We start from the raw sequence: 15853 nt of genomic DNA on the forward strand, positions 1-15853 counted from the left end.
CCGGGGAGTGTGCTCTCCCCGGGCCCCCGCGCGGTGTGCGTTCGGTCCGCGGTCAGTCCGCGAGGCGGCGTACCGCGGCCTCGACCCGCTCGTCGGTGGCGGTGAACGCGATCCGTACGAACCGCTCCCCCGCCGCGCCGTAGAACTCTCCGGGGGCGACCAGGATGCCGCGCTTGGCGAGGTCGCCGACGGTGTCCCAGCACGGTTCGTCGCGGGTCGCCCAGAGGTAGAGCGACGCCTCGCTGTGCTCGATGCGGAAGCCCGCGGCCTCGAAGGCGGTGCGCAGCGCGGTCCGGCGGCGGGCGTAGCGCGCGCGCTGCTCGGCGACGTGGGCGGTGTCGCCGAGCGCGGCGACGGTGGCGGCCTGGACCGGCGCGGCGACCATCATTCCGCCGTGCTTGCGGATCTGGAGCAGATCGCCGAGGACCGCCGCGTCGCCCACCAGGAACGCGGAGCGGTAGCCGGCGAGGTTGGAGCGCTTGGACAGGGAGTGCACGGCGACGATGCCGTCGTACGAGCCGCCGCAGACGTCCGGGTGCAGGACGGAGACCGGGTCGGCCTCCCAGCCCAGTTCGACGTAGCACTCGTCGCTGAAGACCAGGACGCCGTGCTCGCGCGCCCAGGCCACCGTGCGGCGCAGTTCCTCGGCGGTGAGCACCCGGCCGGTGGGGTTGGACGGCGAGTTGAGCCAGAGCAGCTTGAGGCCGGCCGGGTCCAGCTCCGTGGGCTCGTCGTAGACGACCGGCTCGGCGCCGGCCAGGCGGGCGCCGACCTCGTACGTCGGGTAGGCCAGCCGCGGGTAGGCCACCTTGTCGCCGGGGCCCAGGCCCAGCTGGGTCGGCAGCCAGGCGACCAGTTCCTTGGAGCCGACCACCGGCAGCACGTTGGTGTGCGCCAGGCCGCGGGCGCCGAGCCGGTCGGCGGCCCAGCCGGTGAGCGCGTCGCGGAGCGCCGCCGTCCCCCACACCGTCGGATAGCCGGGGCTGTCGGCCGCGTCGGTCAGCGCCTGCCGGACCAGCGCGGGCACCGGGTCGACCGGGGTGCCGACGGACAGGTCCACGATGCCGTCGGCGTGCGCGGCGGCGGTGGCCTTGTAGGGCTCCAGGCGGTCCCAGGGGAAGACCGGAAGGCGGTCGCTGAGCGGTTCCCCTGACGGATGGCGGGATGAGACTGCGCCCACGGTGCTCTCTTTCTCGTACGGGGTGACGCGGCGGACGTCGGCGTGCGAAAACGCCTCGGTCCCGTACGGCGGGCAGGCCGTACGGGACCGCGGGGCGCCGTGCGACCTTCCCCGCCGGCGCTGGGGGCACCCCCAGCGGCCTCGGAGGCGAGAGGGAGCGGGCGGGCTCCCCCTCGGCCCCCGGGTGTTACTGGTTCTGCGGCGGCAGCGCAGCGATGAAGGGGTGGTCGCGCTCGATCAGGCCGAGCTTGCTGGCACCACCGGGCGAGCCGAGCTCGTCGAAGAACTCGACGTTCGCCTTGTAGTAGTCCTTCCACTCTTCCGGAGTGTCGTCCTCGTAGAAGATCGCCTCCACCGGGCAGACCGGCTCACACGCACCACAGTCGACACATTCGTCCGGGTGGATGTACAGAGACCGGGAGCCCTCGTAGATGCAGTCGACGGGGCACTCCTCGATGCATGCCTTGTCCTTGACGTCGACACAAGGCTGCGCGATGACGTAGGTCACGCTGTCGTTCCTCCTCGGTAGGGCCGGCGGACCGGATTGTCAGGACCGCCGTTGGGCGCGCGGGAGCGCGGCGTCGTCGATGCCCGCCACCTAGTATCTCCGTTCCCGGGCAGGAGACGAACAAGAGGGGCGGTTGGAGAGCGATGGAATTCCTCGCCGGTGGTCGCGCGGAGGTCCGGATCACCCGGGCTGATGTGGGAAAGAGGGTATCCGTGCGGCGTCTGACCGGGGCCCCCGCGGGGGAGCCGGCGTTCACGGACGCGGTCGGCGTTCTCACATCCTGGGACGAGGGTGTGCTGAGCATCACACGGCGCGACGGCGAATGCGTACGGATCGAGGAGTCCTCGCTGGTAGCGGCCAAGGTCGTGCCTGCGGCGCCGGCCCGCAGGAAGGTCCCGGCGGCCACCGTGCGGGAGCTTCAGGAGGTCGCCGCCCGCGGCTGGCCGGCCATCGAGACGGAACATCTCGGTGAGTGGACGCTGCGGGCTTCAGTGCAGGAGGTGCCGTGCGAAGCACGTCCTGGAGGGGTGGTGGTCGGGCGACGGATGGGCTTCACCCGCCGTGCCAACTCGGTACTGGCGCTCGGCAGCCCCGGTGTCCCCCTGGACGAGGCGCTGGCCCGGACCGCCCGGTGGTACGGCGCGCGCGGGCTGCCCCCGGTCATCGCCGTCGCCACCGGCCGGCCCGACGCCGGCGACCCGTTGGCCGCGGAGCTGGCCGCGCGCGGCTGGCGGGACGAGGCGCACACCTCCGTACGGATCTCGGCGCTGGCACCGCTCGCGGACACCGAGGCGGACACCTCCCGGGTGGTCCTCTCCCGGGAGCCGGACGCCGGGTGGCTCGGGCTCTACAACCGGACCGGGGAGCCCTCGGCCGTGGCGCTGCGGGTGCTCACCGGCGGGCCGTCGGTGTGGTTCGCGAGCGTGCCCGCCGCGGACGGCGGCACGGCGGCGATCGGGCGGCTGGTGGTCGACGGCCGTTGGGCGGGCTTCGCCGCCGTGGAGGTGGCACCCGCGCAGCGGCGCCGGGGGCTGGCCACACTGGTGATGGCGGCGCTCGCCGAACGCGCCCTCCAGGAGGGTGCGTCGGCCGCGTACCTCCAGGTCGAGGCGGACAACGCGGACGCCCTCGCGCTGTACGACAGGCTCGGGTTCACCGAGCACCACCGCTACCACTACCGGCGCGGCCCGGCGGCCGACGCCGGCTGAGGAGGTGTCCGTCCCGTATGGGTGAGCAAGCGGAGCGGGGCCGGGAGCCGGAGCCCGGGCGTGAGGCGGCGCGCGAGGAGCGGCGGCGGCAGTTCGCGGCGGCGGCGCGCGAGGAGCGGCCCGACCTCGCGCTGCTGTGCCTGCTGATCGCCGCCGAGGCCGATCCGTCGCTGGACCAGGCGGGCATCGACGCCGCGCAGATCGAGCTGGACCGGCTGGCCGGCCTGCTCCCCTACCAACCGGCCGGCGGCCCCGGCGCCTGGGCCCGCAACGTCGCCGAGTTGCTCGGCACCCGGCACGGCTTCGGCGGCTCGGCCGGCGACTACCGGCGGCTGGAGTCGTCGCTGCTCCACGAGGTGCTGCGGCGGCGCCGGGGGCTGCCGATCCTGCTGTCCGTGGTGTGGGCGGAGGTCGCGCGGCGGGCCGGGGCGCCGGTGTACGGGGTGGCGCTGCCCGGCCACTTCGTCGTCGGCTTCGGGGACCCGGGTGGCCGGCACGTCCTCGCCGACCCGTTCGAGGGCGGGCGGCTGCTCGCCGACCAGGACGCCGCCATGATCGTCGCGGGGGCGACCGGCGAGGCGCTGTCGCCGGCGATGCTCAGCCCGGCCGGTCCGCTGGAGATCGTCCAGCGCATCCTCAACAACATCCGCGCCTGGGCCCAGGCGCGGCCGGAGCACAGCGCGGTCCAGTTGTGGGCGCTGGACCTGTCCCTGCTGCTGCCCGCCCATCCGGCGCGGCTGCGCCACGAGCGTGCGCAACTCCTCGTCCAGCGGGGCGAGTTCCTGGCCGGTGCGGCCGAGCTGGAGGAGTACGCGCGGGTGGTGGAGCCGGTGCAGCCGGCCGCCGCGACGGCGCTGCGACGGGAGGCGGCGGCGGCCCGGGCCCGACTCAACTGAGGGGCGCGGGCACCGTGCGGCGCCGTACGGCCGCGCGCCGGGCGGTCAGGCCGCCGCGGACCGGGGCACCGCCTGCCGCGCCTCCCGCGCCGAGGACCGGCGGACGACCAGCACCGTCGCGTCGTCCTTCAGCTCGCCGCCGGTGAACTCCTCCAGGTCCGTGCGGAGCGTACGGGCCAGATCGGCGGGCGCCAGGTGGGTCCACCGGGCGAGGCGGTCGGCCAGCGGGTAGAAGTCGCCGCCGGTGCCGCGGGCCTCGGTGACGCCGTCCGTGCACAGCACCGCCCAGTCGCCGGGCTCCCGGTGGACGCGGACGCTCCGCCGGGGTTCGCGGCCGAGCGCGCCCAGGCCCAGGGGCAGCCCGCCCTCGCCGTCGCAGCGCTCGTGGACCCGGCCGCCGCGCACCAGGTAGTACGGGATGTGGCCGCACGACAGCACCCGGGCCCGGTCCGTGCCGCGCACCTCCACCAACAGGGCGGTGACGAAGCGCTCGTCGGTGCCCTCCTCGGCGGAGCGGGCGTTGTAGCGGGTCAGCGCCTGCTCCATGCGGTCGGCGACCCCCTCCAGCGACTCCTGGTACTGCGCCGCCTCGCGGAACGACGCCAGCACCTCCAGGCCCGCGCCGATCGCCGGCACGCCCTTGCCCTGGACGTCGCCGATCATCAGCCGCATCCCGTGCGGGGTGTCGATGGCCTCGTAGATGTCGCCGCCGACCCGGGCGCCCTCCTGGGCGGACACGTAGAAGCCGTACGCCTCCAGGGACCCGGCGCGCAGCGGCAGCTCGCGCAGCATCGCCCGCTGCACGGTGTCGGCGACGAGGCTGGTGCGGGCGTGCAGCGCCTCGCGCTCCAGGCGGGTACGGCACAGCACCAGGGCGAAGACGCCCACCAGGAAGGCCCCGAAGACGCCGACGACCCGGCTGGCCGGGGCCCAGTCCGGCACCGTCAGCAGATCGACGTAGGTGAGGCAGACGACGTAGACGACCGCCACCAGCAGCGTCCGGTGGTAGGAGCAGCGCAGTGCGGCGACCAGCGGGGCGATCCCCAAGAAGGCCGAGACGTGCAGCTCCGGGCCGGTCGTCGCATCCACCGTCGCGACGACGAGGACGGCGAGGATCAGCAGCACCGGAGTGAGCAGGCGGTCCTCCGGCGGGCGGTGGGCAGGCATAACACTTCAAGCCTGCGGGACGTCCCGCGGCCGCGCACAGGGGCGAAGGTCCGGCGCGCGGCACGGCCAAGGTCCTGGGAGCGGACGGGGCCGGGGGCGAGCGCGGCGGATCAGGACCCGTGCAAACGGGCCAGGGGTCAGAGCCAGCCCTTGTCGCGGGCGGTGCGGACCGCCTCGGCGCGGTTGCGGGCGCCGGTCTTCTGGATGGCGAGGGAGAGGTAGTTGCGGACGGTGCCCTGGGACAGGTGCAGCGCCGCGGCGATCTCGGCGTTGGTGGCGCCGCCGGCCGCCGCCTGGAGCACCTCGCGCTCGCGCTCGGTCAGCGGGCTGGCGCCGTCGGCGAGGGCCGCGGCGGCCAGTGCCGGGTCGATGACCCGCTCACCGGCCAGCACCCGGCGCACCGCGTCCGCGAGCCGGGCCGCCGGGGCGTCCTTGACCAGGAACGCCTGCGCCCCGGCCTCCATCGCCCGGCGCAGATAGCCGGGGCGGCCGAAGGTGGTGAGGATGACGACCTTCACCCCGGGCAGCTCGTCGCGCAGCACGGCCGCGGCGTCCAGTCCGCTCATGCCCGGCATCTCGATGTCCAGCAGTGCGACGTCGACCTCGTGCGCCCGCGCCGCCGCGAGCACGTCGTCGCCGCGCGCGGCCTGGGCCACGACCTCCAGGTCGTCCTCCAGCGAGAGCAGCGCCGCCAGCGCCTCGCGGACCATCGACTGGTCCTCCGCCAGCAGCAGTCTGATCATGCGGGCCAGCTTAGAGCCTGGGTGCGGGCCCGGACGCCGCCCGTCACGCATCGGGCAGCGGCCGGAGACCGGGGCCGTCAGACCGGGCCGGGCGCCGGCTCCTGTGAGGTGTCCGGTATCGGTACGGCGGCGCCGGCTGCGGCGGCCGGGGTGCTCATGGGGACGTAGGCGCGCAGGGCGAAGCCGTGGCCGCGGGGGGCCGGGCCGGTTTCCAGACGGCCGTCGGTCAGGGCGAGGCGCTCGCGGAGGCCGCTGAGGCCGTTGCCGTCGTGCCGGCCGCGCGGCGGGCCGCCGCCGTCGTCCACGACGGCCAGGCAGAGGTAGTGGCGGTCGTCGGACTCCCACTCCTCGGTGAGCAGCATCTCGCAGCGGTGGGCGCAGCTGTGGCGGACCACGTTGGTGGTGGCCTCGCGCAGCGCCCAGGCCAGCGCGCCTTCCGTATCGGCGGTCAGCGCCGGGTGCTCGCGCTCCAGGGCGGGGGCGACGGTGAGGTCGACGCCGGCGGTACGGAGCGCGGAGCGGGCACCGGCCAGTTCGACGGCCAGGCGGGGGCGGCGGTAGCCGGTGACCGCCTCGCGGACGTCGACCAGCGCCTGGCGGCTGACCCGTTCGATGTCGGCGACCTGCTTCGCGGCGTCCTCGGGGCTGCCGGGCAGCATCCGTCCGGCCAGTTCGCTCTTGAGGGTGATCAGGGAGAGGGAGTGCCCCAGGAGGTCGTGCAGATCGCGGGCCAGTCGCAGCCGCTCGTCGTTGGCGGCGAGCCGGGCGACCTCCTCCCTGACCTCGCGCAGTTCCTGGGTCGTACGGATCAGGTACTGCACGCCGACCATCATGAAGCCGCTGCCCAGGGCGGGCAGGGCATAGGCGAAGACGTAGTAGTCGCGGACCTCCGGATAGCGCGCGCCGACGGCGAGCAGCACCACGGTGATCAACGGGATGGTCCAGCGGGAATGCTGCGCGGGCAGGACGACGGCGGAGCTGACGCTGACGAAGATGAACAGCACCAGCCACTCGAAGCCGAGGGTCCAGGTGAGGGCGACGGACAGCGCCAGCATGAGGGCCAGGACTCCGTACCTCTGGGGGCGGGTGGTCTCCCGCCACATGTGACGGAAGACCAGGTAGAAGTAGGCGAGGACGAAGAGCGCCAGACCGCCCGCTCCCCACAGGCGCGCGGCGGTGGAGGTCCCGGGGGTGAGCAGCGAGCCGGCCGGGCCGGCGAGGTAGAACAGCCAGAGGCCGATCCACATCGACTTGGTGACCGCCTGGCGGCGGGTGCGCGGCGGCTGGCCGATCATCACCGGGTTCCGGTCGTCGGATGCGCTCTTCGTCTCCACCGGTCTCATGCCTTCCGGGTGTCCTTGCGATACAGCCAGGCCGCGCCGCCCGCGAAGAGGACGAGGTAGCCGAGCAGGATGCCCATGTCCTTGACGTGCGGGGCGCCGCCGGCCTCGACGGCGGTGCCGAGCGCCGCGTACGCGTGCGTCGGGAGCCACTCGGCGATGTTCTGCACCCACTGCGGGAGGATCGTCAGCGGCATCCACAGGCCGCCGAGGAAGGCCAGCGCGAAGAAGCACAGCATCGAGATCGGGCGGACCGCGTCACCGGTGGCCAGGTAGCCGATGGCGACGCCCAGGGCGGCGAAGACGAAGCTGCCGAGCCAGGTGCCGGCGGCGATGGCGAGCCACTGCCAGGCTTCGAGGCGGACGCCCTTGACGGCCGCGGCGACGATCATGACCAGCAGGATCGAGGGCAGGCTGACGGTCGCGGCGGCGCCTATCTTGGCGGCGACGTAGCCCCGGCCGGGCAGTGCGGTCAGCCGCAGCTGGCGCACCCAGCCCTGCTCGCGCTCCTTGGCGATGCGCTCGCTGTTGCCCAGCAGGACGGCGGTCATGGCACCGAATGCTGCCATGGAGACCATGAAGTACAGGCCCATGTCGAGCTTCATCCCGGGGATCGGCTTGCTGTCCGCGCCGCCCGCGATGATCAGGTACAGCGCCGGCGGATAGATCACCGAGAAGAACATGAACTTCTTGTTCCGCAGCGCGCGGACGATCTCCAGCTTGATCAGGGTGGTCATCGTGCCGCCTCCTCGGCGGTGGCGGGGGTCGCGTCGGACGCCGTGGTGATGGCGATGAATGCCTGCTCCAGGCCGAGACCGGAGACTTCGAGGTTGCGCGGGTAGAGGCCGAGGCCGTAGAGCGCGTGCACGGTCGCGTCGGCGTCCTGGGACTGGATGCGCACCGTGCCCCCGGAGCCCGCGGCGGAGCCGCTGTCGGACACGGTCAGGGCGGTGAGGAACGGCAGGGCCTCCAGCGCGCCGCGGTCGATCGGCTCGTCGAGGTCGAAGGTGACCCGGCGGGCGCCGGCCCGGGCCTTGATCTCGGCGGAGGTGCCGTCGGCCAGCACCCGGCCGCGGTGCAGCACGATGACCCGGTCGGCGATCTCGTCGGCCTCTTCGAGGTAGTGCGTCGCGAAGAGGACCGTACGGCCCTCCTGGGCCTGGCGGCGCATGGCGCCCCAGAAGGTCTGGCGGGCCGAGACGTCCATGCCGGTCGTGGGCTCGTCCAGCACGATCAGGTCGTTGGCGCCGGCGGTGGCGAGGGCGAACCGCACCCGCTGCTCCTGGCCGCCGGAGAGCTTGCCGACCATCCGGTCGGCGATCTCCGTGATACCGGCGGTGGCCAGGATCTGGTCCACGGGATAGCCGCGCGGGTGCAGGTCGCGGGCGAGCCCGACCAGCTCCTTGACCTTGACGCCTTCCATCAGGCCGCCGCTCTGGAGCATGGCGCCGACCTTGCCCTGCTCTATGGCGCGCTGCGGGGTGGTGCCGAAGAGGCTCACCGTCCCGGTGTCGGCGGAGCGCAGGCCGAGGAGCAGGTCCAGGGTGGAGGACTTGCCGGCGCCGTTGGGCCCGAGGAGGGCCACGGTCTCGCCGGGGTGCAGCTCCAGGTGCAGATCGGCCACCGCGCGCACCGCGCCATAGCTCTTGCTGACCCCCTGGAAGCTGACCACCGGTGTCCGTGCCGCGCGCCGCTCGGCGCGGGCCGCGGTCGTAGTTGTCGTCTTCATGCCCTCAAGCTTCGCGGATCCGCCGACCGCCCGGCAGTGTCGGCCGTACCCGAGGCGGCGTGACAGATGTCATGGGGGAGGCCCCCTAGGGGAATCCCTGAGGACTCGCCCACGGGGGCCTGTGACCTGCGGTTCCGTGCCATACGGCGATCGGCCGACGGCGGCTGACGGTGCGTCGGCCGCCGTGCGTCACACCCGCCGGGTGACACCCGTCATGGCGTCAGGAGCCGTTCGTCGCGATGGTCTGCACCCGCTCGGCCGGGGTCTTGCCGACCAGCGCCTTGCCCACCGCGGCCGCCACCTCCTCGACGCTGACCGGGTGCTTGGTGCCGTCGCCCTTGGCCACCAGGACGCCGTCGAAGGTGGTGCCGTAGAGCTCCTTGAGGGCCGGCCGGTCGTAGTAGGGCACCAGCTGACCGTTGACGATCTTGAAGGAGAGGAACTTCGGGATGGACTTCAGCGGGCTGAAGGAGACCGCGTGCCCCTCCACCCGGATCGTGACCAGTCCGGACATCGCCGGCTCGGCGAACTCCTTCAACGCCTGGTCCACCGCGGCCTTGCCGACCTTGGGCTGCTGGGTGGTCGCGGCGAGCACCACGGGGGTGTCGGTGCCGGTCGCGGCCCGGTCGAGATAGGCATTGACGATCTTGTCCTGCGAGGCCGCGACGTCGATCGCCTTGTAGGGCGCGCCGTAGTGCGGCACCGCCTTGCCGTTCTCGAAGGTGATCCCGCCGTCCTTGGCGGCGTCCGCGGACCCCGCCACGTTCGCCAGCGCGACCTGGAGCTTCTCCTTGTCGGTGATCATCGCCGGCTGGGCGGTGCGCTTGACGCCGAAGAGCGAGCCGATCACCGAGACCGGGTTGTAGTCGCGGCCGGCGGCGTTGCGGACGGTCGCCTGGAGGTCGATGTCCAGGCCCGCCGTCGAGGGCAGCAGGGTCTGCGGCTTGCCGTCGACGGTGAGCTTGAGCGGCGCGGTCCGGCGGCCCTTGAGCCCCGACTCCAGTCGCTTGAGGGCGTCTTCCTTGCTGGTGCCGCCGATGTCGACGCCGAGCGCGGTGGTGTTGTTGGGCACGTCGGCGTGGTCCAGCAGCAGACCGGCACCGTAGGCGACGGCGGCCAGGACGACGACGCCGGCGCCCGCCAGCACCAGCTTGCTGCGGCCCTTCTTGGGGTTGATCGGCTCGGGGATCTTGGGCCGCGGCTTCGGGGCGGCGCTCTCGTCCTCGCCGGTCGCCGCACCCGCCGCGAACGGCGAGGGCGCCTTCGGGCCCTGCCCGCCGGGCACCTTCGGGATGCCGCTGACCAGGGTGTCGCCGGACACCCGGCCGCCGGGATCGCCGCCCTGCGGACCGCCCCTGGGGCTCTTGCCCTTCGGGCCGCCGTGCCGGCCGCCGGTGACGCCGAGGCCGCTGCCGGGTCCGGCGAGCGGAGCCGGGGGCTGCGGGGTCAGCTCGGCGGTGTCGTCGGGCAGGGGGGCGGCGGCGCTCTTGCCGGCGCTGGGGTCGCTGAAGCCGGGCGGGAGGTTGAACGCCGAGTCGCCGCGCGCCGGGCCGGTCGTCGGGCCGTTGGGGCCCGCGGGACCGCCCGGCGGGGCGTCGAACGGGTTGCGGTCGCGCGCGGGCTTCGCCGGGGCGTCGAACGGCGAGCCACCGTCGAACGGGGAGCTCCCGCCGCGCGGCCCGCCGTCGAACGGCGAGCCGCCGCCCAGCGGGTCGCTCCCGAGCGGATCGCCGCCCAGGGGGTCGCTGCCCAGGGGGTTGCCCCCGAGGGGGTCGCCGCGCAGCGGGTCACCGCCCAGGGGGTCGCTGCCGAGCGGGTTGCCACCGAGCGGGTCGGCCTCGTACGACGGGCCGCCGCGCTCCCGGCCGCCGTCGAACGGCGAGCCGCCGCCCGGGGCGCCCGACGCGTCCGAGAAGTACGGGAGATCCGGCCGCTGCGCCGGCTTCGCGCCGGATGCCGCGTGGGCGCCGGACGCGCTGCCCGGGGCTGCCGGGGTCTCCGGTGCCGGCGGTGCGGCGTGCGTGCCGGTGGTCGACGACTGCCCGCCGGGCCCGGCCTGCGCCTTGCGCGGCGCGAACCAGTCGCTGGTCTTGTCCGCGGGAGCGCCGCCGGGAGCCTTGTCCGCCGCGTCCGGGCGCGGGGTATTCGCCGTACGCTCCGCGTTCCGCTCGCCGCCGAAGGCCGGGCGCGACCCGCCCGGGGGCCCGGACGGGCCGGCGGAACCGCCGGATGCGGCCGATGCGTTCATGCCGGACTCCTCACCGACGGGCTTGCGCACGACGACCGGCGGGATGGGGCGGGACCCCGGAATATTGATCTTGATCCGCGTCGTCAGCGTGGTCTCGGTCTTGGGCTCCTCCGGCTGGGCCGCGGCACCGGGCGCCAGCGCCTCGCCGGCTTCTCCCCTGGGCGAGCCGTACGGCGGTGTCCCCGAGGGGTACGCGGCTCCGCCACGCCCCTGAGGGCCGGAGGACGAACTGTCAGATTCACGACTCAAAGCAGGTTCTCCCGGTTGGCTCCGCCGCTCGTCAGAGATGATCCCCGGCCTCGGGCCGGTGGGTGCCCCCAGGGCGTCGCGGCGGCGCGCACCACCATACTGTCCGCCGCCGGCCGGCACCCGAGGTGCGCGGTATCACCGCCGTGCCGGGCGACACCCCCGTTCCGGAGCCGGTCACCCGCAACCCCGCGGCTTCCGTCCTGGTATGGACCGCGTCATCCGCCAACTCGGCCCCGCGGTGCGGCCATCGCGCGCATCTGGGCACCGGTGGCGCAGATCACAGCGATCGCGATGCCGCCCAACAGGAAGATGTACGAACCGAGCCCGGGGCCGAAGAGGAAGTCACCCTCCGGACGGGTGTCGCTGAGCAACAGGAACACCGTCACGAGCCAGGCGGCGCCGGGCACCAGCACACCGGCCGTGGTGCCGGTCGCCCGCGCGCCCCCGTAGAAGAGGCCGCCGAGACCGGCCAGCGCCAGTGCCAACCCGCCCGGGAACCAGGCCGCTTGAAGAAGCGTTCCGGCGAGCGCCACCAGCACGCCCGTGACGAGCAGGAGTACGTATATGCCCACCCTGCCGGGCGTCAGCGGAGCGACCGGCGCGGGGCCGGCGCCCGGCGCCACAGGCCCCCCAGGCCCGGTTCCGGCCGCACCGCCGGCCGCCCGGGACCGCTGGCTCTTGGGCGCACCCGCGCTCCCGTTGCCGGCGGCCGCCCGGGCGTCACCCCCCTTGGGGCCACCGTTGGCACCGCTTTTACCGTTGGCCTTGCCACCGGCCGCGCCGTTGGCCCCGCCACCGCCGGCGCCGCCCTTGCCCGCGGATCCGCCGCCCTTGGACGTACTCATTCCGCCGCCTCCTCAATCCGGGCACTAGCCTCCATACCCGCCAAACCGCCCGATTCCTCCACTCCCGCGAAGAGATCGTCCTCACGTTCCCCGTCCGCGGCGCCGGACTCCCCGTGCACCAGGCGGTAGTACTCGGTGCCGAGCAGCGGCTGGCCGAGGTCGTTGGAGAGCGCGAAGAACGGCCCGTCGACCGCGATCTGGGTGCGGTGCGCGCGCATGGCCGCGGACTTCGCGTTCGCGTAGCCGACCGCGCCCGCGATCGCCGCCGTGACCTCGGCGTCCGGCACCACTCCCGGTACGTCGTCCACGGCGGCGACCCCCGGGAAGCTGTGGCCGGCCGCGCGCAGCCGCGCGAAGCCCGCCTCGACCACCGAGCGGGGGTTGCAGTTCCAGTAAATCTTCCCGACCGCGTATGCGCCGCCGAGGTCCGGCCGGAAGTCCGCCCGCGCGGCCAGCTCGGCGCCGCGCATCGCCACGCGGTGGGCCTGGATGTGGTCGGGGTGGCCGTATCCGCCGTTCGGGTCATAGGTGACCAGCACCTGGGGGCGGATCTCGCGGATGACGGCGACCAGGTGGGCGGCGGCCTCGTCCACGGGGGCCCGCCAGAAGGCGTCCGGCCGGTCGTTCTGGGGCGCGCCCATCATCCCGGAGTCGCGGTAGCGGCCCGCGCCGCCGAGGAAGCGGTGGTCGGCGACCCCGAGGACGGCCATCGCGTCGGCCAGCTCGCCGACGCGGTGGTGCCCCAGGGTGTCGTCGCGGTCCGGCGCGAGATGGGCCAGCTCGGACGGGATGACCTCGCCCTCTTCCCCGCGGGTGCAGGTCACCAGCGTGACCAGCGCGCCTTCGGCCGCGTACTTGGCCATGGTCACGCCGTTGTTGATCGACTCGTCGTCCGGGTGTGCGTGCACCAGCAGGAGACGGCGGGCGGGGGCGGCGGGCGGCTGGGGGTACCCCCCAGCGGTGGCGGGGGAAGGCTGGGCGGTCATGCGGACAGCCTACGAGCCGGCCGGCCCGCCGGCCGAAGGTGATCCCGGTGGCCGCCGCCGCGCCCCGCAGGGCACCGGGGGCGGGGCGGCCGTACCCGGCCGGGGACGGGTCAGAACTTGATGCCCCCCAGCATCCCCGCGACATTGGTCGTCAGGGTCTTGATCGTCGGGGCGATGGACGAGCTGGCCAGATAGAAGCCCAGCAGCATGCAGACGAGCGCATGCACGGCCTTCAGCCCGGACTTCCTGATCAGCAAGAAGACGATGATCGCCAGCAGCACCACCGCCGAAATCGAGAGTGCCACGGCGGCTCACCTCCAAGTACACACGGTCCGGACAGAGTTGATGGCGCGCGAACCGACGGGTCGGCCCCACGCACCGGGTATGCCAAGGGCTCTTTACCCCGTACCCACTACGCGCAAGGGATCATAACTTTCCGTCCTTGCGCATAAGTCGGTGCACCGGAGCACGACGGGGGCGCACGCCATCTTCGCAAGCCCGGCCCCAGTGAGCCGGTTCCCCCGTAGGCTCGGCCGTATGACCGGACAGCCGCCCTTCCCCCGGCACAACGCGCGCACCCAGCGCTTCACCCTGGGCGCGCCGCGCGACTTCGCCATCGCCCCCGACGGCACGCGCGTCACCTTCCTCCGCTCCCGTAGCGGCACCGACCGCAGCCAGCAGCTCTGGGTCCTCGATCTGGCGGACGGACGGGAGTTCACCGCCGCCGACCCGCACGCGATACTGGCCGGCGCCGACGAGCAGCTCCCGCCCGAGGAGCGGGCGCGGCGCGAGCGCAGCCGCGAGGGGTCGGCGGGCGTCGTCGGCTATGCCGTGGACGCCGCCGTGGAGTTGGCCGCCTTCGCGCTTTCGGGGCGGCTGTTCGTCTCGGAGCTGCGCGCCGGGACCACCCGTGAACTTCCCGCGGCGGGGCCGGTGGTGGATCCCCGGCCGGCGCCCGACGGCCGCCATGTCGCCTATGTCGCCGGCGGCGCGCTGCGGGTGGTCGCGGCGGACGGCGGAGGGGACGGCGGGGCCGGTGCGGACCGGGCGCTGGCGGAACCGGACGGGCCCGATGTCACCTGGGGGCTGGCCGAGTTCATCGCGGCCGAGGAGATGGACCGCCACCGGGGCTTCTGGTGGTCCCCGGACAGCGACCGGATCCTGGCCGCGCGGGTCGACGAGGCGCCGGTGACGCGCTGGTGGATCTCCGACCCCGCGCACCCGGACCGGGAGCCGGCACAGGTCGCGTATCCGGTGGCCGGCGGCCGCAACGCCCGCGTCACGCTGACCCTGTTCGGGCTGGACGGGACGCGGACGGAGGTCGACTGGGACACCGAGCGCTATCCGTATCTCGCGCGCGTCCACTGGTCGGCGGCCGGGCCGCCGCTGCTGCTCGTCCAGGCCCGGGACCAGCGCGACCAGCGCTATCTGACCGTGGACACCCGGACCGGTGCGACCACCACGGTGCACGAGGACGAGGACGAGACGTGGGTCGAGCCGTTCCCCGGGGCGCCGGCCTGGACGCCGGACGGGCGGCTGGTGCGGATCGCCGACGAGGGCGGGGTGCGGAAGCTGTTCGTCGGCGCCCGGCCGCTGACGGGGGCGCCGCTGCACGTCCGGGCGGTGCTGGACATCGGCGCGGACGACGTCCTGTTCTCCGCCAGCGGGCCGGACGTGCACGACATCGGCGTCTACCGGGCCTGGTTCCGCGGCAGCGGCGACCAGGGCGGCTGGGAGCGGGTCGGCGAGCGGCCGTATCCGACGGTGTCGTCGGCGGTGCGCGGTGGTGCGGTGACCGTGCTGTCCCAGGCGTCGCTGGAGCGGCCGGGGGCACAGGTGGAGGTGGTGCGGCTGGATCCGGACGGCGGGGAGAAGGTGCTCGCCGCCATCGGGTCGTACGCCCAGCGGCCGGGACTCACCGCCCGCCCGCGGCTGGTGCTCGCCGGGGAGCGGCAGATTCCGTGCGCGGTGCTGCTGCCGGAGGGCTACCGGGACGGCGACGGTCCGCTGCCGGTGCTGCTCGATCCGTACGGCGGTCCACACGGCCAGCGGGTGGTCGCCGCGCACAACGCCCATCTGACCTCCCAGTGGTTCGCCGACCAGGGGTTCGCGGTGATCGTCGCGGACGGCCGGGGCACCCCGGGCCGCTCCCCCGCGTGGGAGAAGGCGGTGTCCCGGAGGATCGCGGAGATCGCGCTGGACGACCAGGTGCACGCGCTGCACGCGCTGGCCGGGTCCTTCCCGCTCGATCTGGACCGGGTGGCGATCCGCGGCTGGTCGTTCGGCGGCTACCTCGCGGGGCTCGCCGCGCTGCGCCGGCCCGATGTCTTCCACGCCGCCGTGGTGGGGGCGCCGGTGACCGATCTGCGCCTGTACGACACGCATTACCAGGAGCGCTACCTCGGGCACCCCGACCAGGAGCCGGCGGTCTACGCCGCCAACTCGCTGATCACGGACGAGGGGCTGTCCGGGGCGGTGGAGCCGCACCGCCCGATGCTGATCGTGCACGGCCTGGCGGACGACAACGTCGTGGTGGCGCACTCGCTGCGGCTGTCCTCGGCACTGCTCGCGGCCGGCCGCCCGCACGAGGTACTGCCGCTGTCGGGGGTGACGCACATGGCGTCCCAGGAGCAGGTGGCCGAAAACCTGCTGCTGTTCCAAGTGCACTTCCTCAAGCGGTCGTTGGGGATGGCCTGAGCGGCGCCGCGGGGTCACCAGCCCGGCGGGAGCGTCGAGGGCGGCGGCGGGGGGGGG

At 74.2% G+C, this 15853-nt stretch carries 14 protein-coding genes; 3 read left to right on the forward strand and 11 right to left on the reverse strand.

What is annotated here, in order from left to right; all coding sequences use genetic code 11:
* Positions 1-52: 52 nt before the first annotated feature.
* Both dapC and fdxA read right to left on the reverse strand, forming a co-directional pair.
* A complete protein-coding gene (gene dapC / locus ACO1BR_RS16085; RefSeq protein WP_426795741.1) occupies positions 53-1180 on the reverse strand; it encodes a succinyldiaminopimelate transaminase in 1128 nt (375 codons plus the stop codon).
* Between the two features lie 187 nt (positions 1181-1367).
* A complete protein-coding gene (fdxA, locus tag ACO1BR_RS16090) occupies positions 1368-1688 on the reverse strand; it encodes a ferredoxin (RefSeq protein WP_018089397.1) in 321 nt (106 codons plus the stop codon).
* Between the two features lie 143 nt (positions 1689-1831).
* Here fdxA and ACO1BR_RS16095 point away from each other — a divergent pair, with 143 nt between their 5' ends.
* Both ACO1BR_RS16095 and ACO1BR_RS16100 read left to right on the forward strand, forming a co-directional pair.
* A complete protein-coding gene (locus tag ACO1BR_RS16095; RefSeq protein ID WP_426795742.1) occupies positions 1832-2896 on the forward strand; it encodes a GNAT family N-acetyltransferase in 1065 nt (354 codons plus the stop codon).
* 17 nt (positions 2897-2913) lie between these two features.
* Entirely contained in the window at positions 2914-3792 is an 879-nt protein-coding gene (locus ACO1BR_RS16100; RefSeq protein ID WP_426795743.1) for a transglutaminase-like domain-containing protein, read from the forward strand.
* A 45-nt stretch (positions 3793-3837) separates the two neighbouring features.
* Here the strand turns inward: ACO1BR_RS16100 and ACO1BR_RS16105 are convergent, their stop codons facing one another.
* The 9 genes from ACO1BR_RS16105 to ACO1BR_RS16145 form a co-directional block, all read right to left on the reverse strand.
* Complete coding sequence (locus ACO1BR_RS16105; protein ID WP_426795744.1) at positions 3838-4959, reverse strand: PP2C family protein-serine/threonine phosphatase; 1122 nt, start codon at positions 4957-4959, stop codon at positions 3838-3840.
* 137 nt (positions 4960-5096) lie between these two features.
* The gene (locus ACO1BR_RS16110; protein ID WP_159508204.1) at positions 5097-5702 is read right to left on the reverse strand and encodes a response regulator transcription factor; all 606 of its coding nucleotides are present in this window, start codon (positions 5700-5702) and stop codon (positions 5097-5099) included.
* Between the two features lie 77 nt (positions 5703-5779).
* Positions 5780-7045: a sensor histidine kinase gene (locus ACO1BR_RS16115; RefSeq protein WP_426795745.1), complete on the reverse strand. Its 1266-nt coding sequence runs from the start codon at positions 7043-7045 to the stop codon at positions 5780-5782.
* On the reverse strand, positions 7042-7779 hold the full coding sequence (locus tag ACO1BR_RS16120; RefSeq protein ID WP_426795746.1) for an ABC transporter permease: 738 nt from the start codon (positions 7777-7779) through the stop codon (positions 7042-7044). Before ACO1BR_RS16120 ends, ACO1BR_RS16115 begins: the two co-directional genes overlap by 4 nt.
* The gene (locus tag ACO1BR_RS16125) at positions 7776-8771 is read right to left on the reverse strand and encodes an ABC transporter ATP-binding protein (RefSeq protein WP_426795747.1); all 996 of its coding nucleotides are present in this window, start codon (positions 8769-8771) and stop codon (positions 7776-7778) included. The genes ACO1BR_RS16120 and ACO1BR_RS16125 overlap by 4 nt, the downstream gene beginning before the upstream one ends.
* Positions 8772-8991: 220 nt before the next feature.
* The gene (locus tag ACO1BR_RS16130; RefSeq protein WP_426795748.1) at positions 8992-11268 is read right to left on the reverse strand and encodes a hypothetical protein; all 2277 of its coding nucleotides are present in this window, start codon (positions 11266-11268) and stop codon (positions 8992-8994) included.
* Between the two features lie 215 nt (positions 11269-11483).
* Positions 11484-12113, reverse strand: coding sequence for a DUF6113 family protein (locus ACO1BR_RS16135; protein ID WP_426795749.1), 630 nt, complete (start codon positions 12111-12113; stop codon positions 11484-11486).
* Positions 12110-13099, reverse strand: a complete 990-nt coding sequence (mshB, locus tag ACO1BR_RS16140; protein ID WP_426795750.1) for an N-acetyl-1-D-myo-inositol-2-amino-2-deoxy-alpha-D-glucopyranoside deacetylase — start codon at positions 13097-13099, stop codon at positions 12110-12112. Before mshB ends, ACO1BR_RS16135 begins: the two co-directional genes overlap by 4 nt.
* 110 nt (positions 13100-13209) lie before the next feature.
* Complete coding sequence (locus ACO1BR_RS16145) at positions 13210-13404, reverse strand: hypothetical protein (protein ID WP_159508210.1); 195 nt, start codon at positions 13402-13404, stop codon at positions 13210-13212.
* A gap of 232 nt (positions 13405-13636) precedes the next feature.
* On the opposite strand from ACO1BR_RS16145, the gene ACO1BR_RS16150 reads away from it, so the two are divergent.
* The gene (locus tag ACO1BR_RS16150) at positions 13637-15796 is read left to right on the forward strand and encodes a prolyl oligopeptidase family serine peptidase (RefSeq protein ID WP_426795751.1); all 2160 of its coding nucleotides are present in this window, start codon (positions 13637-13639) and stop codon (positions 15794-15796) included.
* Positions 15797-15853: the final 57 nt, after the last annotated feature.

Source organism: Streptomyces sp. YGL11-2 (genome assembly GCF_050054615.1).
GTDB lineage: Bacteria > Actinomycetota > Actinomycetes > Streptomycetales > Streptomycetaceae > Streptomyces.

Coding starts and splice junctions, on each gene's coding strand:
- ACO1BR_RS16105 (WP_426795744.1), bottom strand. CDS start 4,959: ATGCCTGCCCACCGCCCGCCGGAGGACCGCCTGCTCACTCCGGTGCTG.
- ACO1BR_RS16120 (WP_426795746.1), bottom strand. CDS start 7,779: ATGACCACCCTGATCAAGCTGGAGATCGTCCGCGCGCTGCGGAACAAG.
- ACO1BR_RS16150 (WP_426795751.1), top strand. CDS start 13,637: ATGACCGGACAGCCGCCCTTCCCCCGGCACAACGCGCGCACCCAGCGC.
- ACO1BR_RS16125 (WP_426795747.1), bottom strand. CDS start 8,771: ATGAAGACGACAACTACGACCGCGGCCCGCGCCGAGCGGCGCGCGGCA.
- mshB (WP_426795750.1), bottom strand. CDS start 13,099: ATGACCGCCCAGCCTTCCCCCGCCACCGCTGGGGGGTACCCCCAGCCG.
- ACO1BR_RS16100 (WP_426795743.1), top strand. CDS start 2,914: ATGGGTGAGCAAGCGGAGCGGGGCCGGGAGCCGGAGCCCGGGCGTGAG.
- ACO1BR_RS16110 (WP_159508204.1), bottom strand. CDS start 5,702: ATGATCAGACTGCTGCTGGCGGAGGACCAGTCGATGGTCCGCGAGGCG.
- ACO1BR_RS16115 (WP_426795745.1), bottom strand. CDS start 7,045: ATGAGACCGGTGGAGACGAAGAGCGCATCCGACGACCGGAACCCGGTG.
- ACO1BR_RS16095 (WP_426795742.1), top strand. CDS start 1,832: ATGGAATTCCTCGCCGGTGGTCGCGCGGAGGTCCGGATCACCCGGGCT.
- ACO1BR_RS16135 (WP_426795749.1), bottom strand. CDS start 12,113: ATGAGTACGTCCAAGGGCGGCGGATCCGCGGGCAAGGGCGGCGCCGGC.